We start from the raw sequence: 22,317 nt of genomic DNA, 5'->3' as shown, positions 1-22,317 counted from the left end.
GAACGGAATTCCGCATCTCAGCTCTTTCAGACTGCCGTTTCTTTTTTTTCTTTCGACAGAAACCAGCCGCACAAGGCAATAAGAACCAGAACCGCGTAAAACGTATATTTCCATGCCGGCAGCTTCGCAAATCCTTCGGGCAGAACGGAAAGCGCCGGATGCGACAAGGTATACACAATCAACTTGACCCCTACCCATCCCACAATGACAAACGCCGCAATTTCCAGGCCGGGTCTCCGGTTAAGAAGATTCACGAAGTAGGAAGCGGCAAAACGCATAATGATCAATCCGATGAGCCCGCCCGCAAAGACGATGAAAAATTGTCCCCCGTCCATCCCTCCGATTCTGGGCAGGCCGCTTTCCGGCAGAGCCACCGCCAAAGCGACAGCCGCGAGAATGGAATCCACCGCAAAAGCGATGTCGGCCAGCTCGACCTTGAAAACCGTCACCCAAAATGAAGAGCCCGCTTTGACCTCTTTCTCTTTTGTGCTGCCGGTTTCGCCCTTCTTGACCAGAACTTTGCGAAAAATATGATTGAGTGCGATGAAGATCAGATAAACCGCACCGATGGCTTGAACCTGCCAGACATCAACGAGAAAAGAAATAATGAACAGCGATAGAAAACGGAAGACGAAAGCGCCAGCCAATCCGTAGAAGAGCGCCCTTTTCCTTTCTTCTTCCGGTAAATGTTTGACCATGATGGCAAGTACGAGGGCATTGTCCGCCGCGAGCAGTCCTTCCAGACCGACAAGCACGAGCAGCACCCAGCCGTATTCGAGAATTAGCGAAACATCCATACGTTATCCTCCTGCAGTTTTGAGTTTGAGTTTGAGTTAAATCTTTGACCGGGCAGATTATTTCAAGTCTCTGAGCAGCCCGTTCATTTTCTTGTAATGACCGCTTACCCTTTCGGCGAAAACCGAGTAAGCCAGCTGATTTTTAGCCATCAAGGACATCTCGTAATCCATATCTACACTATTTCCATTGGTATTGAAAACATACGGACCGAGAACCGCGGTGTTAATGAGACCGGCTTCTCCCGAACCGGAAATCTTGAAATGCCGCTTGTGGGACGTAATCCCTTCCAAAGGCATCTTACCTTCCGTCGCTTTCTTCAGCTCCTCCTCGAAGGAAACAAACCGACTCTTGTAACCGGGGGTATCCACATTTGCAAGATTGCTCAGGATCGCCTGATGCCTGGCCGCCGCAATGTCGAGCGCCTTCTCGTTCATCCGGGTCGTCGAAGAAACTAGCATGGGGTTGACACTCCTCCTCGTGTAATCTTGATGCTGCGTTAATGAGATTAACTCGATAAACGGCGCCGCTTTTCCTCCCTCCCCCGAAATAGGGCCAAAATAAAAGCAGCCTTCACCGGTTGGCCGGCAAAGGCTGCTGTTTGGCTAAAAAATAAAAGACCAATGCCGTAAGGCAAAGGTCTCGCTAACAACGTGATCAATCTTACGTCGCATGCAAAGCCGGAGGCGATCAAGCCACGTAATGACGACTAAGCATGTACAAGCTACTCCCCTTTGAAGGGTATGAAATTAATTTCAAGTTAACAGATTCGTCTGACCGTGTCAATCTTTTTATTTAAGAGTAATCGTTATATTCCGCCGAAAATTGCACATTGTGTAAATTCAGCTTACGGATATCGCTATTTCTTCGCTTTTAACGAATCTTTTAAACAAATATCGAGCAATCGGACCTACAATAAGGAGTTGCAGCGGCAGAGCAAAACTAAAGTTTTTAACTATCAAAGACATATAACTTTCAAGCGGCGATTTTCCTACCGGGGGGTTAAGCAAATAAGAAGTCGCCAGTCCGTACATAGACATAATCACAACCATGCCGATGACCATAAAAAATGAAAGGGACAAAATGACAAGCACCTGTTTGGATTTGTCAAAAGGCAGCGAAAAAGCGATTTTCTTGGCCACGGGACCGACAATAAACGATTCCGCTATGAACGCGATAAGGAAGCAAAGCACGAATTGTACAAGGATTCCTTTCCAGGATATCGTGCCGATCAAGCCGTTTGTCACTAAATTATAAGACATCATACCCACGACCATTCCACAGCACATCATCAATCCGAAATAAACGTTTTCTTTCTTCGTTGTCGGCAATTCCATCATCCTCTCTGATTACCTTTGTTATTATAGGGATAATGGAAGGCTCCGCATAAGTGACATGTTTGTGAACATTTTTACACAGAATGTTTCCCGCTTTTGTCCGCAACCCCCGCTAAGCTGCCTAACTTCGCTCAACCAAATGCGACCGGGCACCCGCCAATTGCCTTAGGCTTTTGAGATTGATCAGAAGAATGCCCGCGATAATAATAACGCCTCCTGCCAGAGACAAAAACGAAAGAGGTTCACCGTAGAGAACCACCCCAAGGCTAAGCGCGATCAGCGGAGAAATATAAAGCCAGGTGGACGGAAAAACGGGATTTGTTTTGGCTACAAGCCAGTAGAAGATCGTGTGCCCCATCATCGACCCGAAGACGATCAGATACAGCAGCGAAAAAACGGCTTCGGGAACGAGCATAGCTTCCATATGTACTTGCTCCGTGAATAGCGACAAAAGCAGCAGCATGAGTCCCCCGTACAGCATCTGCGCCGCATTCAGTGCGATCGGGGACGTATCGGAAAATCTTCGGATAACCCGCCGGGAATACACTGTGCCCGCCGAATAAAAAACCTGCCCCATCAGGACCGCGATGCAGCCCGCCACCCAGACCGCGCTGAACGCGACGGTCATTCCGGGGACGAGCAGGATAACGACACCGGCGAATCCCACTAGACAGCCCGCCCAGGAAGAAGCGGACATTTTCTGCCGGGTCAAGCCCGTCTGCAGCAGCATAATCATAAGCGGAGCCGTTGCCGACAAAACGGCGGCGATGCCGGAGCTTAAATATTGCTCGGCCCAATATAGACTCGCAAAAACACCGAAAGTGAGCCCGAGTCCGGTCAGCATCATCTCTTTGCGGAGCAGCAGCGAAAGCCGCGCCTTCTTTTGTACAACCATGACAATAAACAGGATTGCGCCGGCAAGAAAAAAACGGACCCCGGCCGAGAAGAAAGGGGATGCCCCCGCATCGATCCCCACTTTGATGGCCAAAAAAGTTGTCCCGAAAATTAAACACATCAGGATATAGTTGAACGGGATCATTTCCATTCCTCCTTTTCCCCCAGTATAAACGGGAATAAACAGAACAGTTTTCAATGAACAGAACAGATTTGCGCCGTAATCGGCTATACTGGAGGAAATCAACCTGAGGAAAAGAGCGATGTGTGGTGGAAAGAGAAAACCGTTCGAACGTCCATTCCGATAAGCTTTTCGAACAAATTTACGATTACCTGCTGGAAAGAATCCGGCGCGGGGAATGGAAGGCGCACGACAAGCTTCCTTCAATCCGGTCGCTGGCGGCGGAATTTCGGGTGCACCGGCTGACTGTTTTTAAGGCTTATCAGCTGCTGAAGCGCAATGGGGATGTGTACGTGAAGGATAAATCGGGTTACTACGCGAATCCCGGCAGCCAGTCGATGCTGGGTCCGCTAAACGATCCGATCGTTTCCGCCTATGTGCATGAAAGCCACCTTTCGGAAATCCATCAGGTGCAGGCGGACTATCAATTTTCCAAGGCGCTGCTCGACCCTAATCTGCTGCCGAATCTTTATTTGTCGGAGTATGTAAAAAAAGTGTTCGATCTGTACCCGAAAGTGCTGGGCACTTACTCTACCGTTCAAGGAGACCAGGAGCTGCGCGAAGCGCTTTGCGGTTATTTCACGACAAGCTTTCATTTCTTCTTGTCTCCCGATGAATTGCTGATCACCTCCGGTTCCCAGGAGGCGATCGATCTGGTGGCCAGAGTCCTCGTAAGGCCGAGGGATGCCGTCATGCTGGAACGGCCAACTTACAGTCCGGCCATAGACGTTTTCAGCCGCCAGGGCGCCAAGATCATCCCGGTCGATATTCATCCGTCCGGCTACGATTTGGAGCAAGTGGAACGGATTATGCAGACCGAAAGGCCGCGCCTTTTTTACCTCAATCCCACTTTTCACAACCCGACGGGGTTCACGGTTCCGGCCGAGCAGCGCAAGAAATTGGTGGAGCTGGCGGAAACGTACAAGTGCCTGCTGATCGAGGACGATCCGGGACGCGATATTTATTTCGGCGATGAGCCTCCCCTGCCGCTCTTTTCCTACGATACCGCCGGATACGTCATCTATCTCCGCAGTTTCAGCAAATATATCGCTCCCGGGCTCAGCATTGCGGCCGTGGCCTGCCGTCCGTCGTTCATGAACTACCTGATCCGGGCCAAATCGTTATCCGACAGCGGGGCTCCGCTGCTGAATCAGAAGATTTTTCTGCACTATTTCTTTTCCGAACGGATGCAGCAGCATTTGGCGAAACTGAGAATTGCCCTTGCCGTGCGCAAGGACATCATGGAAGAAGAATTGTCCGGAACCGGCTGGCAATGGACCAGCCCTGCGGGAGGCTTTAATCTGTGGGTGGAGCTGCCTGCTTCGGTGCCGATGGACCGTCTGCTCAGCCGCTGCATGGAACAGTCCCTCACCTTCGTCCCCGGGACGATCTGCGATCCGCTGAGAGAGTCGACATCCCGGGTGCGCATGAGTTACTCGTATTTGAATGAAGCAGAGCTGCGCGCGGGGATGAGGCGGTTTAAAGAAGTGGTTTCTTCCTTGATGAACTTTTCTTAATAATATTTTAATAAGAAGTTTAGACAACGCTAACCCTTGTTCTATATCCGTAAAGCTATGTTATTAAGGGAGAGAGCCATGAAGAAAACCATTTTATCTACCTTGTCCGCCGCACTGGGCGTTGGTAACGTTATGAAGACTCGCACCCAAAGAATTTTACTGACGATCCCTTTTACTCTTGCACTCCTTATGATTGCAATAAAAATTAATACCATTTTATTTATTCTGGTGAATACTTTTATTGTGGGTCCTGTTTGTGTTTGGGCGGGTAGAGGAACTAAAGAGGAATAGGTCCATACATCTTGCATGGGGGAACAAATAAAAGGCCCGTCCAATTGGATAGGGCTTGTTTGTCTATATGTAGACAAGGCTTGTTCTAAAACTTCTGATGCCGATCCGGAGCGCGGCGATCCGGCATTCGGGCGCCGCGCCCCTATCGGTGTCTAGCGGTCAGAAAAGAACAGGCAGGCTGGTTAGCGAGCGCAGCTTTCCGTGGTTATAAACCAGCCGCTCCGGTTCGACCGCGAGCCGCAGGTCGGGCAGCCGACGCAAAAGCGTGCCGAAAGCGATCTGCCCTTCCAGGCGGGCAAGCGGCGCGCCCAGGCAGTGATGGATCCCTTTGCCGAAGGCGAGATGTTCATTCTCTTCGCGGGTGATATCAAGCGTATCCGCATCGGAAAATTTCTGCGGGTCCACATTGGCGGCGGCAAGAGACAGCAGCACAATCTCGCCTTGGCGGATGACTTTGCCGTGCATGGCGATGTCCTCTCCGGCAAATCGGCTCGCGATGACAATGGGCCCCTCCATGCGCAGCATCTCTTCTACGGCACCCGGAAGAAGGGATGGCGTTTCCCGGAGCAGGCGCATTTGTCCGGGATGCCGCAGCAGCGCGAGCGTGCCGTTGCCGATCAGGTTGACCGTTGTTTCATGTCCGGCGATGATAAGCAGCCAGATCGTCGAGAGAAGCTCGTTCTCGCTCAGCTTATCGCCCTGCTCGTAAGCCTGGACTAGGCCGCTCGTCACATCCGTGCCGGGATTGCGGCGTTTTGCGTCCAGCAGCGTCCGGATGTACCCGATGAACTCCTCCAGCGCCTCTTCCACCGCGGAACCTTGGCTGGGGTCCACTGATGCTTGCAGGAGCTTCTGAGTCCAGCCCCGGAAAAGGCTGCGGTCGGCCGCCGGAATCCCCAATATCTCCGAAATGACGTTAATGGGCAACGGATAAGCGAAATCCGCGACAAGATCCATCCGGCCCCGCTCTTGGACGGCATCCAGAAGCTCGTCGGCGATCTGCTGGATGCGCGGACGCAGGCCCTCGATCATCTGCGGCGTAAAAGCTTTCGAAGCGAGCCTGCGCAGCCGGGTATGATCGGGCGGGTCAACCGAAAGCATATTCGGCATGTTCCTCAACCATTCAAACAGTTTGCCCACGTACGTGCCTGCCCCCGCTGCTTCCGGCTCGTTCTGCGGCACGTATTTCCTCATATCCTTGACCAACCGAGGATCTTTCAGCATCGCGGCCACATCATCGTAACGAAAAGCGATCCAGGCCCCTCCCATCCCGTAAAAATCGTCCAGACGGAAAAGAGATTCTTTCTGCGCGGCCAGCCGCTTATAGAACGAAATGATATCACGCATTGTTTCCGGCGAAGTAAGATCGCCGCCAGTCATTTTTTCCATGGATTTACTCCCTTCTTTAAAAGCGAATAAGCGGAAAAACGGCAAACGTTATGCGGGAAATAGCGTGCTGCAGCCTTTTAAGCGTCATCCTGCGCGATTCCTTGACGGATCATGACGCAGAACTCATTCATTTTCTTGAACATGTTTTCGATATAATCGTCGTCGACGGCGCTAAGATCTGTGACCTCCGCTACGAACTTATTCTCGAAATGTTCCAGGGTAATCACAATCAGCTCAAAAGCGTGCTTGCGGTCCACTCCGCTCCTTAGGGGCACTTTGTCAAATAACCGCTCCCACACCTCGTACTTGGAGGCAAGTCTATACCCGTACTTCTTGGAAATGTCCTCTTTCAGCTCTTCCGGGGTCGAATAAAAAACCTCGTAAATCAGTTTGATTTCGTCCGGATGCTTGCGGAAATAGTCGATTTTTTTGCGGCTGTACGCATCAATCGCTTCAAAAAAATCCCGGTAGTCCGGAATGGTGCCCACCCGGAGTTCTTCACTCGCCTTCTCGAAGCAGTGATCCAGCAAGCTGAGATACAGCATTTTTTTACTTTTGAAATGGTGGAAAATCAGTGCCTTGGAAATTCCGGCCGCCTCCGCCAGCATTCCGGTCGAAGTGTCTTTATACCCGTGGCGCGCGAAAACGGAAAGACAGGCTTCGAAAATCTCTTCTCTCTCGTAAAGTTGTAAAGGCAACCGGGGTCCTCCTTCCCTCATGCTAACCGATCGGTTAATAAAAGTGTAATGGATGCTGACCGGTTAGTCAATATAGAAAAGAGGCGATCCACGCAAAAAAACGGCCTCAGATGGGCCGCTTCTTGTTGCTTTAAGGTGATTGCCTGGAGGGGCCAGGGCTGCCGGCTTGCGGCTTGTCGCTTACTGACCGCCGCATCCGCGAACTTTCTGCAACTGCCGCTAGATCCGGTTGTCCCAGGCTTCCGCAAGCAGCTCCGTGTTTATGCCGACGGCGGCCAGGGAACCGAGAGAAGCGGCCGTAATCGCCTGATACATTTCGGTTGCGGCATCGCCGGCAGAGAAGACGCCCGGTACGTTCGTTTTACCGAAAGGATCGGCCACGACCGAGCCCCCTTCCGTCATGCGGCAGCCGATCTCACGCGGCAGGTCCGAACCGGCAGCGAGTTTGGGCGCGAAGAAAATCCCCTTGCACGGGATCGCGCTGCCATCTTCAAGCACAACCTGCTCCGCCATACCGCCGGTCGATTCAATGCGCAAGATGGGCGAATCGAAAACCGGTATATGATGCGCCTTGAGTTCCTCGCGCTGCTCGTCCGTCAGCTCGTCGGGACCGTTGGTGCAGATCGTCAGCCGCTTCGACCAGCCGGAAACCGTCCGGGCCGAATGCACGGCAGCGCCTCCCTTGACGATCAGAACAAGAGGCTGGTCCCTTAGTTCCCACCCGTCGCAATAAGGACAGACAAACGCGCTTTTGCCGTAAACGTCCGCCAAGCCGCTAACATCGAGCGGAAGATCCTTTTTTCCGGCGGCGAAAAGAAGTTTTTTACACCGGTAGACCGTTCCTTGAGCCGTCGTGATTTGAAAATTGCCGTCCGCCCCCGTGACCGTTACCGCTGAATCCGTAACGAAACGAACGGAAGGATACGCCGCAATTTGCTCCTTGGCAATACGCCGGAACTCCGCAGGGCTGATGCCGTCCCGGGTCAGAAAGCCGTGAGACTCGCGGGTAACCCGGTTGCGCGGACGCTCTTCGTCGATGACGACTACACTTTTTCTTGCCCTGCCCAGCACCAGCGCCGCATTCAATCCGGCTGGCCCCCCGCCGATAATGCCTACATCGATTTGTTGTTCCATATGACCATCCTCCTGGATCTTTAATATCCACAATTAGTCTGCAATAAGTTTATGACTTGTTGTCCATAGCCTCGCCGCTTCCGGCGGAAGCCGAGTCGAAAAACATCGGATGGTGCTCTTCGCTGATTTTGAAACATTCGTACTTGTGCTGACGTCCTTCGATCACCTGAATCACGTCGAGAAAGGTGATTTGATCGGTCTCGCGCGCCAATTCGTAACCGCCGCTTGCTCCCGGAACGGCACGTACGATGCCGTCCTGCCGCAGCTTGGACATAATTTTGGACAAGTAGCTTTCCAACACGCCGAGCCAGGCCGATAATTCCTTAATGCCTACGTAGTGCCCGCGTTCCGTATGCGCTAAATGAATCAGTGCATGAAGAGCGTACCCCGTGCTTTTGGAAAATTGCATGATACAGCCGTTGCCTCCTTCCGGATCGAAATTAAAAGTGAGCGAAAATGAAGGAGTGTTTTTAATTCCGTTTATTACGGATCTATAATATCTACAATATACAATAATGCCTGTTTGTTTAGCAAGCGAAAATATCAAAACTAATCGCTGAGCACTCATTCGTTAACCTCGTTAACTATCCAATGTATGAATACTATGGTAAATTTAACCTAATGGGTTTAAGGAGGATATAATTTATGAAACTGAACCATACGGCGTTTATTTTTATTTGGTTAGTCGGGGCAGGGATTGTCTTTTACGGAATCGGAAAGCTTGAATTGTATTTGGATTATGAACGTGCGAACTCCGTTTACTCAAACATTTTTCTATTGGATAGTTTCAAAATTTTGTTGTATATGCTGACGGGGGTATATAGCGGTACGCTGTTCATGACAAGCAAACTGACTGTTCACCGGACCTTGTTTTTAGCCGCATTTATTTTGTTTTTCATTTTAAGCTTTTATCCGCTCCTGCTATTTGCCGTACCTTTGCCTGGGATGGATGTTATATATCCTAATGATCAGAAATTCGCGTTCATAGCGGGTTTAAGCTTGTTTATGTCGCTTTATAAATTCAGGGGAACTTCTATCGTCCGCCCACAGCCGGCAGGTGAACCCGCAAATGACCGGGCCGCAGGCTTCCGGGGCTGACGGCAGCGCCTGATTTTAGACGATAAAAAAGACACGCTCCCTTGTAAGAGCGTGCCTTATTTTGTCCGTAAAGTCAGAGCTCAGCCGATTCAGTCCGCTGCTTCCCCTTTAACTTTCCCCGGCAAGCTTGCGGATCAAGTCCGGCAGCCAGTCGTCCAGATGACGGAACGTATAGCCGGCCGCTTCGGCTTTGGACGTGTCCATATACCAGGACTCCGGTACACCGAACGGGGACATGTGCTCTTCTTCCGTTTTGTCCGAAACGTGTGCCTCCTTGTTCAAGGCCTCCCCGATAAGGGAGACGATTTCACCCGGCGTAATCTCTCCTTTGGAGCAGGCGTTCACGGGTCCCTCCAGCGCAGATGTGCCGAGCCAGCCCAGGAAAGAAGCCGCCTCATCCGAGTCGATGAATGTCAGAAGCGCCTCGCGGTTCGGGATACCGAGCGGAAGTCCCCGCTTGATATGCTCGATATGAAAATGCAGCCTGCGCGTATAATCATCCGGGCCCAGGACGATCGGGAACCGTACGGCCGCTGCCGGAAAAGTCGCTTTGTGGAATAAAACGGCTTCAACGAGCCGTTTGCCTTCCGCGTAATCCGGTTGGTCCGGGTAAACCGACGGCAGCGGATAGCCGTAAGGATCGAAATCGCTTTCTTTTTTGCGGGGGCCTCCGAACGGGTAGACGCTTTTCGATGAAGTCACGATGTACCGGCCGGTGCGGCCGGCAAACAACTGCACCGCATGTTCCGCATCTTGAGGCGTGTAACAAATATTGTCGTAGACCACGTCGTAATCCGCAGATCCGATCGCCTGACGCAGAGCAGCCGCATCCGTACGGTCGGCATAAAGCCTTTTGACGCCCGGACCGAACGAATCGGCAGCATTGCCTCTCGTAAGGATGGTTACATCCGCCCCTCCGCGGAGCAAGTTCGCGGTCAGCTTTTTACCGAAAAAGCGTGTTCCGCCCAAAATAAGCACGTTTTGCATAGTCAATCCCCTCCTTTCGTAAATTTTACCATCTTCTTTCCCCAAACCCAAAATAGAAAAGACTGCCTGGCGGCAGCCTTTTATTTAAGCAAACAAACCTCTATTCCACGAGCTCCTCCACTTTTTCCGCTAAAAACAGCGAATAAATGCGCACGATAATGATTTTCAGCACAATGTAGGCGGGAATCGCCAGAATGACGCCCAGTATCCCCGCAATATCCCCGGCAACCAGAAGCAGAATGACGGTCGTCAGCGGATGGATATCGAGTCTTTTCCCGTAAATGTGAGGAGACAGCAGATTTCCTTCGATTTGCTGCGCGATGACCGTCACCACAAGCACCCAGGCGACCATGGCGGGTGAAACGGTAAAAGCGACAATAATCGTCGGGATAGCGCCGAGAATAGGCCCGATATACGGAATGATATTCAAGATCGTAGCCGCAATGGCCAGCAAAAGCGAGTACGGAAGATCAATGATCAGAAACCCTATGTACAGCATGACGCCGAGCAAACTGGTGATGATGACGCGGCCCACGATAAACCCGCTAAGCGCAGAATCGATGTTAGCGAGCACCTCTTTACCGTCCCGGCGGTAGCGTCTGGGAATGACAGTCAGAATCGAGGACGGGATATGCTCGCTTTCTTTCAGCATGTAGTACAAAATGATCGGAACCGTCGCGATAATGATCACGAAATTCGTCAAGATCGAAATCACATTGGAGACATAGTCGGAGGCCGCCGTAATGCCCTTGTTCAAATATTCCGAAAGCTTCGTCGACAGATCCGATTCGCTTCCCGCGAACATGGAGAACATCCGGTTCTGCTGCAGCCTGCCCATCTGTTGTTTAAAATTCTCGATCAGCCCCGGAACCCCGTTCACGAAGTTTTCCACCTGGCGCTGCAGCGTCGGCCATACGCCGACAACAAAGATAATGACAATCGCCGTCAGGACAAAATATACCAGCAGAATGGACAAGACTTTGTTCAGTTTCCGGGACGTTAAATACTGGATCACGGGGCGGAGCAGATAATAGAAAAAGCCCGCCATCATAAACGGAACGATCAAAATATTGATCATCGTGATCAAGGGGTTGAACACAAAGCTGATTTTACTGAAAAGCAGAATAATCAGAAGCACGGAGATAATTCCCAGACATACGCGGAAAAAACGGCTCTGAAGGTACATGTTCCTCTCCCCCTTTCCTTTTGTACGGCAAGCGCCGAATTACGTTATGCCATACATTACCCGGATCGGAGGAAACTCAATAATAGAAAAAATACAAACCGGGACTCGTAATTTTGCCGCAGCGACAGGCCTTTGATAAAGTGAATTCGTTCCTCCCTTCCGATAATTTATATATTCTTCGTATTTATAGACACTCCCTAATAAAAAAGCTGACCGCCCGGTTCCCGTGCGATCAGCCTCTTGCGCCTACCGGTACAAGTTACCGGCGTCGGGGCACTATTCGTTTCGCTGCAAATCGCGCAGATCCCGCCATTTGATCAGCTTAATATTTTCTTTTGCCAGAATGCGCCGGATATCGGGATCGCGAAAAACTTCATATTCCTTCTGACGCACAGGCGATGTATCCGTGATCCCCTTCAACTCCTCGGTTTCGAAAGAAGGATGGAAAATCAGCTCCGTCACACCCGGCTGTAAATTCCGTAAAAGGCGGGCTGCATTGGTTTTGACCGAATCCGTATCTTTTCCCGGTTCTAGCGCAAACGGCAGGCCTTCGAGATAATCCGGAAAAACTACCCCGCGAGAATCCGCCAATTCCACCAACGCCTCGTCATGAGGAAACATGGGGAAAGGATGCCTCGGAAGCCGCAGCGGCAGCTTGTAGCGGACACAGAGCTCGATGAGAAGGTCCACAAAATGCCGGCCCGCCCCCATCGCTCCGTGAAGGCTCGCCATATGATTGTCCAAGTGGGTAAGATCCACGCCCAGCTTCAGAGCCGTTTCGATCTGGGCGACACACTCCCGTTTGATAAGTTCGGGGTCCGTGCGCGCGACGGACTGGTTGTCCTTCCGGAAATGACCGTTTTCGTCTTCGAAAAAACGTTTTACCCCGGCAGACGTCAGCGGCCCCCATTTATAACCGTCCCATTCGCATGTCAGCGTGAGATGCAGCCCTACATCGTACTCGGGATGCCGGCTCGCGATAGCGGCCGCCTGCATCATCCAGGGACAGGGAACCATCAGCGAAGTGGATGTGACGGCCCTTTCTTCCAGAAGGGAAGCAATGGCCCGATTCGTACTGCCGCACATGCCAAAATCGTCCGCGTTCACGATTAAAAGACGTTCATCCGCACGGTACCCAAGTTTCTCCGCCAGCATGTTATCCCTCCCGTTTTAGTTGGTTATACGCAACAATGTGAGATGTACCCCTGTCAATCTCCGTTATCGTATACGACACCTTCAGCATTTCCTGATTTCCCGCATCTTCGTCGAGCCGGCAAGGTTCCACTCTTACAAGTTCGCTTTCAGAAAATCGCGCACAACCCGCAGCACTTCGGGGGTCCACAAGCCCGGCCCGTGCCCGGCCCCTTTTACTTTATAAAAGGTGACGTCTTGTCCGGCGTGGCGCAGCGCCTCGTAAAGCAGAACACTCTGGTTGAAGGGGACGATCTCGTCCCGGTCACCGTGCATGATGAGAAAAGGAGGCAGCTTTTTATCCTTGGTGATATATCCGATCGGATTCGCGGCGGCGGCTTTCTCCTTGTTCTGCCGTATCGGGCCGCCCAACAGCACGGAGCCCGGGGAATCGGGCGCATCGTGATCGATTTTGGACGGGTACCCGCTCATCTGGAGAAGATCGCTCGGTCCGTAGAAATCAACCACCGCTTGGACCGATGTCGACTGATCTTTTTCAAACTCCGTCAGGAATTCCGCCTCTCCCTCGCTAACGCCTGTGAGCGCAGCCATATGACCGCCGGAAGAATCTCCCCAGATCGCAACCCGGTTCGTGTCGACTCCGTATTGGCCGGCATTGGCTCTTAAATAGCGGATCGCCGATTTGACATCCTGAATCTGAGCCGGGAATTCGGCTTCCGTCGAAGGCCGGTATTCCACACTCGCGACGATATACCCCTGGTGCGCGAATTCCGAGAGCTGGGGAATCGCTTCATACAGCTTCTGCTTCCGCCAGCCCGAGCCCTGCACATAAATGAGTAGCGGCAGAGGACCTTTGAGAGAGGCGGGGCGGATCATATTCAGCCGCATCCCACGCTCGCCGTAACGGACATATTCGATATCGGGGTAGTAAAAAGCGGCAAACCGATCCTCCCGATCGCCGAACATTACCTGCATGCCCTCGGGATGACTCTGATCGGCGGGAACTTCCACATCTCTTGACGGAAACGGCATTTCTTCCATGACAATATTTCCTCCTGATCGGTTAAAATAGATATATCGGTAAATGTCATTAATATTTAATATCATTAATTAAATGTCTTTTGCTTCGGTCAATTCCTGGATAATTTGCGGATATTCCTTGTCGAGTTTATAGAAAGCAAGTATTGCGATTTGAATAACCCCGATTAGAACGGGCAGATATATAAACAGAAACTGAATAGAAGATTGGACAGAAGCGCTTACTACGGCTTGCCCGCCCAAATATCCGCTCCAGGCCAGCACCCAGCTCACAACTGCCGCTCCGATACCGGTTCCCGCCTTCGATCCGAAGGTTGTGGCGCTGTAAACGAGCCCCTCGCTGCGGATTCCGGTTTTCCACTCCCCGTAGTCGACCGTATCGGCCAGCATCGCAAAAATCGTGCCGACGATGGGAACGGTGCCGATCGCTTTAATAACGGTTCCCGTCAGCACCAGCGTGATGTTCGCCGGATCGAACGCGACAGCCAATGAACCGGCAACGGTAAGCGAAATACCGATGAGACAGGCGTTGCGTTTGCCGATTCGCTTGATAACGAGGGGCAGGAAAAACAGACCGATCAGGATGGGAAGCAGACTCGCCAGACCGATCGTTCCGACCAGCTCCGTGTTCTGAAGCACATGCTGCGCATAATAGACGTTGATCCCGGTCGAAGCCGCGTTTCCGATAAAGGTAAAGAGCGCGAAAACGGCCAGCAGCGCCCAATATTTGTTCCGCAGAAGCGCTTTGCCCGCCCGTTTCACGGGAACGTCTTTTTGAACGACGGAAGGCTTCACCCTTTCTTTTGTCCCGAAGAACGTAAGCAGGAAAAATCCGGTGGAGAAGACCCCGAACATGACAAAGGTCAGCAGCCAGCCGAGCTTGCCTCCCCCGAAGAAGCGAACCAGCGGCATGGTGAAGAAGGTGACGACGATCCCGCCCACGGATGCGAAAATCGTGCGAACCACGTTCAGCATCGAACGCTCGTAGGGCTCCTGGGTAATCATGACATTCAAAACGCTGAACGGAATGTTGATGCCGGAAAAAATGATATTGACGAGTAAATACGAAATATAAGCGTATACAAGTGTGCCGACAGGCCCCAGATCCGGAACCGAGAATAAAAGCACGCCCGCGACGCCGTACGGAACGGCCAGCCACAAAAGCCAGGGCCGCGCTTTGCCGTGCCTGCTTTTCGTTTTGTCCACGAGAATGCCGATTCCCACGTCGGCAAAAGCGTCCAGGAGCCTCGCAATAAGCAGCAGAGTCCCAACCGCGGCGGCAGACAAACCGACGACATCGGTGTAATAGTAAGCGGCAAAAGCCGATAGAGCCGTCCAAATAAGACTGCTTGCAAATTCGCCGAACCCGTAGCTCAGCCTCTCTCTGGTACCGACTCGTACCATTGACGGATTCGCCGGATGATGGGCGGCCGCTTCACCGCTTCCGGCAGGTCTAATCGTTTCCATGTCGTTTTCCTCCGCTATCTCATAAAATGTAACCTTCCTAATGTGCCTGAAAGCGGCCTAACTGTCAGCCAAAAGCAAGCTTACGCGAACACCCTTTTCATTTCCCGGGCCATTTCGTTCAAGCAGTCTTCCGCCTGGGGGTACAAGCCCAATTTGTCCAAAAAAGCATGATCCATCCCGTTGTAGCGGATCATTCTGACGGAGACGCCGGAGCGTGCGAGCTTGCGTGCGTAAGCTTCATCCTCCAGCCGCAGGTAATCGTATTCGGCCGTGACGATAAGCGTCTCGGGCAAGTTCCCCAGATCGCCGGCAAGCAGCGGCGATACGTATAGGTGTGTGCTCTCCGTTCTTCCCTGAAGATAAAGCTCGATCAGACCCGGAAAGCTTCCGCCCAAACCATGCAGCCCGCCAAGGATTAGTTCGCGGTCCCGGTGTCCGCGGATGTCGTACGCTTCCTCGCTCCAGCGGAAATCCTCCGTTTCGGTTCCCGACACATTGACGGTCGGATAGAGCAGCGCCTGAAACCGGATCATCCCCGTGCCCCGGTCGCGGTCCATTATGGCGCAAACCGCCGCCAGGTTGCCGCCCGCGCTGTCGCCGGCCACGGCTATCTGGCCGGGATCGGCGCCAAGCTCCCACGCGTGGCGGCGGACCCACTGCACCGTTTCGAAGCAGTCGGTCAACCCGGCGGGAAACGCATGCTCCGGCGCCAGCCGATAGTCCGCCGAAACGACGATCGCCCCGGCTTTCTCCGCGAGCGCCCGGCACGGATTTTCCATGACATCGACGGTCCCCCCGATAAATCCGCCGCCGTGAAAAAAAACGACGACCGGGCGCGGACCGCTTCCTTCCGGTGTATAAATCCGCAGCGGGATGGGTCCATTGACGCCGTTTATCTTCCGGCAAACGGTCTCGACCGCCGTCCGGGTAACGGACGTATTCGGCCATCCCATCATGGCCCGCATCTGCCGGACGTCTTCCGCTTCCATCCGGCGCTCAACGTTCGAGAAGGGAGGAATGACCTGCTCCCCGAGAACGTCGTACACTCTTGGATCGAGCTGCCCGGACGCTGCGCCATCCGGAATTTTTTTCACCGTGAACCGGTACCCGTCCCGCTCCGTCTCCGCTGTTTCTTCCCCAAGCTTTCTAAGAAGCGCTTCTGCCTGTTCTGCTGTGTTCATGCTGCCATCTCCCCCGTATTCCTCTGGACTCACCCTTCATAAGAGCGTTTACAAATGAATCATAATATGCCATGATCGGAAGGGACAACGCGATTGTTCCTCTATACGGAACGCCAAAAAACTTCCACGGGGGTATGAAAGTGAAACAAACCAATCCGCAGCTGCTCTCCTCCGTCACCAACGCCCTGCGTTTGCTGAAATTGTTTACTCTTCAATCGCCCGAAAAAAGATTGACCGAAATCGCCTGCGAGCTTGGGATCGGCAAAAGCACGGCCAGCCGTCTTTTATCCACCCTTCTCAGCGAAGGCTTCGTCTACCAGGATCCCGTCACGCATAAGTACCGGCTCGGCCAGCGGATCGTGACGCTGTACCATACCATCCTCCACTCCCATTTGGATTTGCAGGAAGCGGCCATGCCGGTTATCGAGCGTCTTGCGGCGGAAACCTCGGAAGATCTCCGCATTGCCGTCCTCGAGGAAAACGAGATCGTCTACATCCATCAGGTGGGCACCCGGAACCCGCTCGACGAAGAAGCGTTCTCGGGAGGCCGGGCACCCGCGTTCGCTACAGGCGGCGGCAAACTTCTGCTGGCCTATGAGAGCGAATCCGGGCTCAGCAAGCTGTTAAGCGCTCCTTTGAAGCGTTATACCCCGCTGACCCGGACGGACCCGGACGAGCTGAGGGATCATCTCAAAGTGCTGCGGAAGCAGGGGTACTGTGTATCCGTCGGCGAATACAGGACGGCCTTAGGCTCCATATCCGCCCCTCTTCGCGATGCTTCCGGGCATGTCATATCGGTCCTGACGCTGATCGCCGGGTCTGACCGGCTCGGCGATCAGCGGATCAGTCTGCTGACAAGCAAAGTCGTCAAAGCCGCGAAAGAAATATCGCGCAGGTTCGGCTATCTGAAGTAACCGCAGAAAATGCGCGTGCCGTTCGGTTTATCGGCCCTTGCAGACTGTACAGTTTGCTCACAGATTGCTCAGGCAGTTGGCTGTCCGAAATGCCGGCCGGCAGGATTTAAGAAACGAAAAGCAGACCCGCACCACTAATGCGGGTCTGCTTTTATGTTGAGTAAGGAAAGGGGTTGGTCCAATCCGAGCAAGCAAGTTGGACGGCGCTCGGCTGTTATCGGGAGGAGAGGCGCTCGTTCCGGCTCGAGTAAGCCCGCTAACCTTTCCGACGCGCACGAATCCATGTGCGCGTTCGGCGCTGCACGGCGGCCGGTCGAGCCCCACGCCAGGCTCCATTGTCACAAGCAGGACCGGCTACAGCTTGAACCGGTTCACGAGCCGCTGCAAATCGGCGTAACGCTCCGACAGAAGCTGCGCCGACGAATGAATGTTCCGGACAGCTTCCATCTGACGCTCTACCGCCTCCGCGGTAACTTGCGCTCCCTCCGCCGATTTGGAGGAAAGCGCGGACAGTTCGGCCGTCGATGCGGAGACTTGCTCCGTATCGGCGGCAATTTGCTCGGAAGCCGCCGAAATCTCCCGAATCTGCTCCGCAATGCTTGCCGTCGAACGCTCGATGCTGCGGAAGGCCGCCGATGCTTCCCCGCTTGAACGGATGCCTTCTCCCACCCGGTTTTTCACTTGATCGTTTGTATGCGACGCAAGCCGCTCGATAAGTCCGAACATTTGGCCGAGCGATTCCCGGATGTCCTCGGCGGTTCTTCCGGACTGCTCGGACAACTTGCGGACCTCTGCCGCCACGACCGCGAATCCGCGTCCGTGCTCCCCGGCCCTGGAAGCTTCAATCGACGCGTTCAAGGCCAGCAGACTGGTCCGGCTCGCCATGTCGGAGATGGCATCGTTGAGCTGCTTCGTTTCTTCAGAAAGCTTGGATAAGTCGGCCGTCATTTCAGACGAGATCAGAACCGCATCCAATATCCGGTTCATCTGTTCCTGTACATGGAGTACCGTTCTGCTGCCGGCCGCAACATCGGTTGCCGTCCTGGAGGCGGATTCGACAATCATGTTCGCGGACTCGGCAATGGAACCGATACCTCTTGCCATCTCTTCCACGGCCTTCGAGGTTTCCCGCGAAGCCTCCGCACTAGATACGGCCGTTTGCGCCGTAACCTTAACGGTTTCGGATACCCGGGTGATCAAGCGTTCCGTCTGCTCGGTTTCCTTTTTGATCGTGTCGGAGGTAGCAGCAAGTACGGTTGAAGTTCCGTTCAGCTCGGTGACCATGGACTGAAGCGAGAGAGTCATCTCGTTAAAATCCGCCGCCAATTCTCCTAATTCGTTCGTCCCGAAGATGCCGACTCTTTGTGTTAGATCGCCCTCCCGCACGGCTCCGGCCCCTTGACGCAGCCGCTTCAGCGGAACAAACAGCATCCGGAGAATAGAAAAGATAATGAGTCCCGTCAAAATCATCGAAACGGCGATAACGTGCATGCTCGTATCCAGAATCGGCCTCGCCGCGCGGGAATAATCGGCGGAGGCTGTGATCCCCATGACTTTCCACTGTGTATCCGGGTCCGTGCCCGTAAAAACGTTCATCTCCAAACCGTCCCAATACTTAAACGCTTTGACGATAGCCCGTTCGCTGTCCCTCTCCTCCGGAACCGGGTGTGCCGTCAAAACTTCGAAGGGAAACGGCTTGCCCGGCTGGAGAAATCCGGACTCAAACACATAGCCCGAGCCCGCCACGATTGTATTTTGCGCGTCCACCACAACCAGCGTACCGGTATCCCCGGCTTTGGTCCGTTTGATCAGCGCAGCGAGTTCGCTCATGGATAGGGTCCCCGACAGGACGCTTCCGTCGGCAAGCGCTTTAGAAAGACGTACGGTCATCGCGCCGCTTTGCGGGTTCAGCCGTACGTCTCCGATCGCGACTTCGCCTTTCTTCTCCCGGCTCTGTGCCGGCCAGCCGGATTGGTTACCATCCGTCTGCTCCGCAGCGGATGCGGCGGCTCCGGAAAGCGGCCGGATGACCTCTCCGCTCTGCGTGACGACTGAAGCCTCCGTCAGTTCAGGCACGCTGAGCAGCAGCTGCTCCAGCCCGGCTTGAACGGCTCCCCTGTTCACGATATTTTGCCGCTCAAGGGCGTTTGAGGCTCCCTGGAGAGCACTTACGGCGGCCGCCAGCCTGACATGCAGATTCCCGCGGATAAGGTCGACATTATAATAAATGGAGTCCTGAATCCGCTGCCGGACTTCGTTCTTCGCACTCTGATAAGAGAAATAAGCGATCAGCACACCGGGAATGGTAAGAACGACGAGGAAAGCCGCAATCAACCGGGTCCTGATAAGCCGCGCTTTCCGGGCCGCCTGCCGAAACAACCGTGTAAGCCCCGCTTCTTTAACTCCTGGGATCTGTCTCGTCGTATCCATCAACTTCGCTCCTTAACCCCGGTACGTCTCCAGCCAGTTCACCAGTTCTTCCACGGCACGTTGCTCATCTGTCCCTTCCGCCGTAAGCAGAATCCGTGTGCCTTGTTTGACTTCCATGGCCATCAAGCCCAGAATGCTCTTTCCGTCGGAGATAATGTTTTTCTCTTCCCACACGACCCGGACCTCCGATTCGTATTCCGCCGCCTTGTGCGCAAACAGCTTGGCCTGGATGACGGGAAAGCCGTTTGTTTTCATCTCCATCTGTTTCTTTTTCATGTCTGTATCCCCCTAAACATCTGAATGGTCTTGCCTTCCTGTATCGTAATCGCTGTTTCGGATACCCGGCAATAAAGCTGTTCCTGTATGCGGAATACCATACAAAAAAATCCTCCCGATCCTTCTGCCAACAACTTAAAGGAAAGGAATGGGGTTCCAGCCAAATTCGTGACCATAAGCAGCTTTTGGCTCCATTCCGCCCCTGCCGGAGGGAGCCGCTTTTCTGCAAAAACCGAAAAACCGGAAACGTAAAATCGCTTCCGGCTGATTAACCGGCACTTCGCAGCCGGTGGTTTTGTATTCTTTTATAGGAGATCTGCTAGAGCGTGAATTCTCGCTTCTTCGGCGGTGAATCCCGGCACGCAATTTTCGACCATCGAAGCGATCCAAGGGATCTGATCATCCCTGAAAACCGCTGTGATGAGGCTCTATCAGAATACGATACTTATGATCGTCGCCGACAGAAAACTCACGAGAGCCGCTCCGTATAAGAGCTTCAGCCCAAATCCGGCCACTACGTTGCCCTGCTTCTCGTTCAGCCCTTTCACGGCGCCGACGATCGTACCGATTGAACCGAAGTTAGCGAACGAGATTAGGAACACGGACACGATTGCCCGGGTACGTTCGCTGAAATCGTTTTGAATTTTCACAAAATCTAGCATAGCCACGAACTCATTCGCCACAATTTTGGTAGCCATAATGCTTCCCGCTTTTACGGCCTCCTCCCAAGGGACACCTATGAGGAAAGCAAACGGCGCAAGAACGTACCCGAGTATGTTTTGGAATGAAATTCCGAAAACACCGCTGAAAATGCCGTTAATCATGGCGATGAGAGCAACAAACCCGACCAGCATAGCGCCGACGATTACGACAACTTTGAAGCCGTCCATAATATACTCGCCAAGCATCTCAAAGAACGTCTGTTTCGATTCTTCACGGGTTTCCAAAATATCTTCTTCCGCCTTCACCTCGTACGGATTGATGATCGATGCGATAATAAATCCGCCCAAAAGATTCAGCACCAGTGCGGCCACCACATACTCCGGCTTCAACATCGTCATATAGGAACCGACAATCGACATGGATACCGTCGACATCGCGGACGCGCACAACGTATAGAGCCGGTTTTTCGGCAGCAGCCCGATCTGCTTTTTGATAGAGATAAAGACTTCGTTCTGTCCCAAAATCGCGGAAGCGACCGCATTGTAAGATTCCAGTTTTCCCATTCCGTTCACTTTACTTAAGGCAAGCCCGATGTATTTGATAACAAAAGGCAATATCTTGTAATACTGCAAGATTCCGATAAGGACGGACATAAAGACAATAGGCATCAAGACGTGGAAGAAAAACGAATGAATTCCTTCGTTTACGATCCCGCCGAACACAAAATCCGTTCCTTGGTTAGCAAAGCCGAGCAGCTTGGCAAACCCGTCCGCAAATCCTTTTACGAGAAATTCGCCTACGCCTGTTTTAAGCAGAACCATGCCTAAAATGATTTGCAGAGAAATCATGACGAGGACCGGCCGGTACTTGATCTTTTTCTTATCCGAACTGACAAGCCACGCGAGCGACAAAATGACGATAAGCCCGATCAAAGCTACCGCATATTTCATACGGCATCCTCAATAATCGTCTGCAGGGCGACTTCGGCCATCTGATTGAAAGATTGCTCGCTGTCTTTGTGCGCGGAACGTTCGTTTGTAAGAAGCTGGCTGCCCACCGTCAAAATGCTCAACGCTTTGACTCCGTATTTGGCGGCAAGCGTGTAAAGCGCGGTGCTTTCCATCTCGACGGCGAGAACGCCGAACTCCATAAACGTATGCAGCCTGTCTAGGGTTTGGCGGTAAAATTCATCGGAATTATATACATTCCCGACAAATACGTTGGCGCCGCTCCGCTTTGCGCCTTCATATGCCTGTGTCAGCATGCCGAAATCGGCCGTAGGGGCGTAACTGCAGCCATGAAAAATTTTGTCCGTCATGTTGCTGTCCGTCGAGACCGCCTGGGCCAGCACAAGATCGCGGATCCGGATATTTTTTTGCATCGCGCCGCAAGTGCCGATCCGGATCAGTTTCCTGGCTCCGTAATCCCGGATTAACTCCGTCACGTAAATACTCATCGAAGGATTTCCCATGCCGGTACCTTGAACCGACACGGGAACCCCTTTATAAAACCCGGTATAGCCGTACATCCCTCTCACTTCGTTATAACAGCGCACATCGTTCAGGAAATGCTCGGCTACGAATTTAGCGCGCAGCGGATCTCCCGGCAGCAGGACGCGTTCGGCGATTTCTCCGGGTTGGGCTTCCAAGTGGATACTCATGTTGTGTTTCCTCCTCGATTGTCGTGGAT

Annotated in this window: 22 protein-coding genes and 1 pseudogene; 4 read left to right on the top strand and 19 right to left on the bottom strand. The window is 53.0% G+C overall.

Annotation, left to right across the window (positions count from 1 at the left end; translation table 11 throughout):
* Positions 1-26 precede the first annotated feature (26 nt).
* From ACI48J_RS12175 to ACI48J_RS12160, 4 genes are all read right to left on the bottom strand, one after another.
* Positions 27-797, bottom strand: a complete 771-nt coding sequence (locus ACI48J_RS12175) for a TerC family protein (RefSeq protein WP_326050280.1) — start codon at positions 795-797, stop codon at positions 27-29.
* A 57-nt stretch (positions 798-854) separates the two neighbouring features.
* Positions 855-1,256 carry a flagellar basal body rod protein FlgB gene (flgB, locus tag ACI48J_RS12170; protein WP_405082950.1) on the bottom strand — a complete coding sequence of 134 codons (402 nt, stop codon included), beginning with the start codon at positions 1,254-1,256 and terminating at the stop codon, positions 855-857.
* 381 nt (positions 1,257-1,637) lie between these two features.
* Positions 1,638-2,126: a hypothetical protein gene (locus ACI48J_RS12165; protein WP_405082949.1), complete on the bottom strand. Its 489-nt coding sequence runs from the start codon at positions 2,124-2,126 to the stop codon at positions 1,638-1,640.
* A gap of 127 nt (positions 2,127-2,253) precedes the next feature.
* Positions 2,254-3,171, bottom strand: coding sequence for a DMT family transporter (locus ACI48J_RS12160; RefSeq protein WP_405082948.1), 918 nt, complete (start codon positions 3,169-3,171; stop codon positions 2,254-2,256).
* Between the two features lie 125 nt (positions 3,172-3,296).
* On the opposite strand from ACI48J_RS12160, the gene ACI48J_RS12155 reads away from it, so the two are divergent.
* The gene (locus ACI48J_RS12155; RefSeq protein ID WP_405082947.1) at positions 3,297-4,724 is read left to right on the top strand and encodes a PLP-dependent aminotransferase family protein; all 1,428 of its coding nucleotides are present in this window, start codon (positions 3,297-3,299) and stop codon (positions 4,722-4,724) included.
* A 78-nt stretch (positions 4,725-4,802) separates the two neighbouring features.
* On the top strand, positions 4,803-5,015 hold the full coding sequence (locus tag ACI48J_RS12150) for a hypothetical protein (protein ID WP_405082946.1): 213 nt from the start codon (positions 4,803-4,805) through the stop codon (positions 5,013-5,015).
* Positions 5,016-5,174: 159 nt separating this feature from the next.
* Here ACI48J_RS12150 and ACI48J_RS12145 read toward each other — a convergent pair whose 3' ends face one another.
* The 4 genes and pseudogenes from ACI48J_RS12145 to ACI48J_RS12130 form a co-directional block, all read right to left on the bottom strand.
* The gene (locus ACI48J_RS12145; RefSeq protein WP_405082945.1) at positions 5,175-6,404 is read right to left on the bottom strand and encodes a cytochrome P450; all 1,230 of its coding nucleotides are present in this window, start codon (positions 6,402-6,404) and stop codon (positions 5,175-5,177) included.
* 77 nt (positions 6,405-6,481) lie between these two features.
* On the bottom strand, positions 6,482-7,102 hold the full coding sequence (locus ACI48J_RS12140; RefSeq protein WP_405082944.1) for a TetR/AcrR family transcriptional regulator: 621 nt from the start codon (positions 7,100-7,102) through the stop codon (positions 6,482-6,484).
* Between the two features lie 219 nt (positions 7,103-7,321).
* A complete protein-coding gene (locus ACI48J_RS12135; protein ID WP_405082943.1) occupies positions 7,322-8,236 on the bottom strand; it encodes an NAD(P)/FAD-dependent oxidoreductase in 915 nt (304 codons plus the stop codon).
* Positions 8,237-8,327: 91 nt separating this feature from the next.
* Positions 8,328-8,645: pseudogene (locus ACI48J_RS12130) on the bottom strand (RrF2 family transcriptional regulator); the annotation flags it as partial.
* A 236-nt stretch (positions 8,646-8,881) separates the two neighbouring features.
* Between ACI48J_RS12130 and ACI48J_RS12125 the strand changes: the two are divergent.
* Positions 8,882-9,334, top strand: coding sequence for a hypothetical protein (locus tag ACI48J_RS12125; RefSeq protein WP_405082942.1), 453 nt, complete (start codon positions 8,882-8,884; stop codon positions 9,332-9,334).
* 108 nt (positions 9,335-9,442) lie between these two features.
* Here the strand turns inward: ACI48J_RS12125 and ACI48J_RS12120 are convergent, their stop codons facing one another.
* The 6 genes from ACI48J_RS12120 to ACI48J_RS12095 form a co-directional block, all read right to left on the bottom strand.
* Positions 9,443-10,321, bottom strand: coding sequence for an NAD-dependent epimerase/dehydratase family protein (locus ACI48J_RS12120; RefSeq protein WP_405082941.1), 879 nt, complete (start codon positions 10,319-10,321; stop codon positions 9,443-9,445).
* Between the two features lie 100 nt (positions 10,322-10,421).
* Entirely contained in the window at positions 10,422-11,507 is a 1,086-nt protein-coding gene (locus ACI48J_RS12115; RefSeq protein ID WP_405082940.1) for an AI-2E family transporter, read from the bottom strand.
* A gap of 276 nt (positions 11,508-11,783) precedes the next feature.
* A complete protein-coding gene (locus ACI48J_RS12110; protein WP_405082939.1) occupies positions 11,784-12,662 on the bottom strand; it encodes a polysaccharide deacetylase family protein in 879 nt (292 codons plus the stop codon).
* Positions 12,663-12,794: 132 nt separating this feature from the next.
* The gene (locus ACI48J_RS12105) at positions 12,795-13,700 is read right to left on the bottom strand and encodes an alpha/beta hydrolase fold domain-containing protein (RefSeq protein ID WP_405082938.1); all 906 of its coding nucleotides are present in this window, start codon (positions 13,698-13,700) and stop codon (positions 12,795-12,797) included.
* Positions 13,701-13,769: 69 nt separating this feature from the next.
* Positions 13,770-15,164: an MFS transporter gene (locus ACI48J_RS12100; protein WP_326050295.1), complete on the bottom strand. Its 1,395-nt coding sequence runs from the start codon at positions 15,162-15,164 to the stop codon at positions 13,770-13,772.
* A gap of 80 nt (positions 15,165-15,244) precedes the next feature.
* The gene (locus ACI48J_RS12095; RefSeq protein WP_405082937.1) at positions 15,245-16,345 is read right to left on the bottom strand and encodes an alpha/beta hydrolase; all 1,101 of its coding nucleotides are present in this window, start codon (positions 16,343-16,345) and stop codon (positions 15,245-15,247) included.
* A 140-nt stretch (positions 16,346-16,485) separates the two neighbouring features.
* On the opposite strand from ACI48J_RS12095, the gene ACI48J_RS12090 reads away from it, so the two are divergent.
* Positions 16,486-17,259, top strand: a complete 774-nt coding sequence (locus ACI48J_RS12090; protein WP_405082936.1) for an IclR family transcriptional regulator — start codon at positions 16,486-16,488, stop codon at positions 17,257-17,259.
* 354 nt (positions 17,260-17,613) lie between these two features.
* On the opposite strand, the gene ACI48J_RS12085 is transcribed toward ACI48J_RS12090, so the two are convergent.
* From ACI48J_RS12085 to deoD, 5 genes are all read right to left on the bottom strand, one after another.
* Positions 17,614-19,689 (bottom strand): methyl-accepting chemotaxis protein, encoded by a 2,076-nt coding sequence (locus ACI48J_RS12085; protein ID WP_405082935.1) that lies wholly within the window; start codon positions 19,687-19,689, stop codon positions 17,614-17,616.
* A 12-nt stretch (positions 19,690-19,701) separates the two neighbouring features.
* On the bottom strand, positions 19,702-19,965 hold the full coding sequence (locus ACI48J_RS12080; RefSeq protein ID WP_326050302.1) for an HPr family phosphocarrier protein: 264 nt from the start codon (positions 19,963-19,965) through the stop codon (positions 19,702-19,704).
* 135 nt (positions 19,966-20,100) lie between these two features.
* Positions 20,101-20,355: a hypothetical protein gene (locus ACI48J_RS12075; RefSeq protein ID WP_405082933.1), complete on the bottom strand. Its 255-nt coding sequence runs from the start codon at positions 20,353-20,355 to the stop codon at positions 20,101-20,103.
* 41 nt (positions 20,356-20,396) lie between these two features.
* Positions 20,397-21,578 (bottom strand): NupC/NupG family nucleoside CNT transporter, encoded by a 1,182-nt coding sequence (locus ACI48J_RS12070; protein WP_405082932.1) that lies wholly within the window; start codon positions 21,576-21,578, stop codon positions 20,397-20,399.
* Positions 21,575-22,288: a purine-nucleoside phosphorylase gene (gene deoD, locus ACI48J_RS12065; RefSeq protein WP_405082931.1), complete on the bottom strand. Its 714-nt coding sequence runs from the start codon at positions 22,286-22,288 to the stop codon at positions 21,575-21,577. The genes ACI48J_RS12070 and deoD overlap by 4 nt, the downstream gene beginning before the upstream one ends.
* Positions 22,289-22,317 lie beyond the last annotated feature (29 nt).

Source organism: Paenibacillus chitinolyticus (assembly GCF_045038035.1).
Classification (GTDB): Bacteria; Bacillota; Bacilli; order Paenibacillales; family NBRC-103111; genus Paenibacillus_F; species Paenibacillus_F chitinolyticus_A.
The sequence above is the reverse complement of the archived record's forward strand: the minus strand, read 5'-3'. Positions and strand labels throughout refer to the sequence as shown.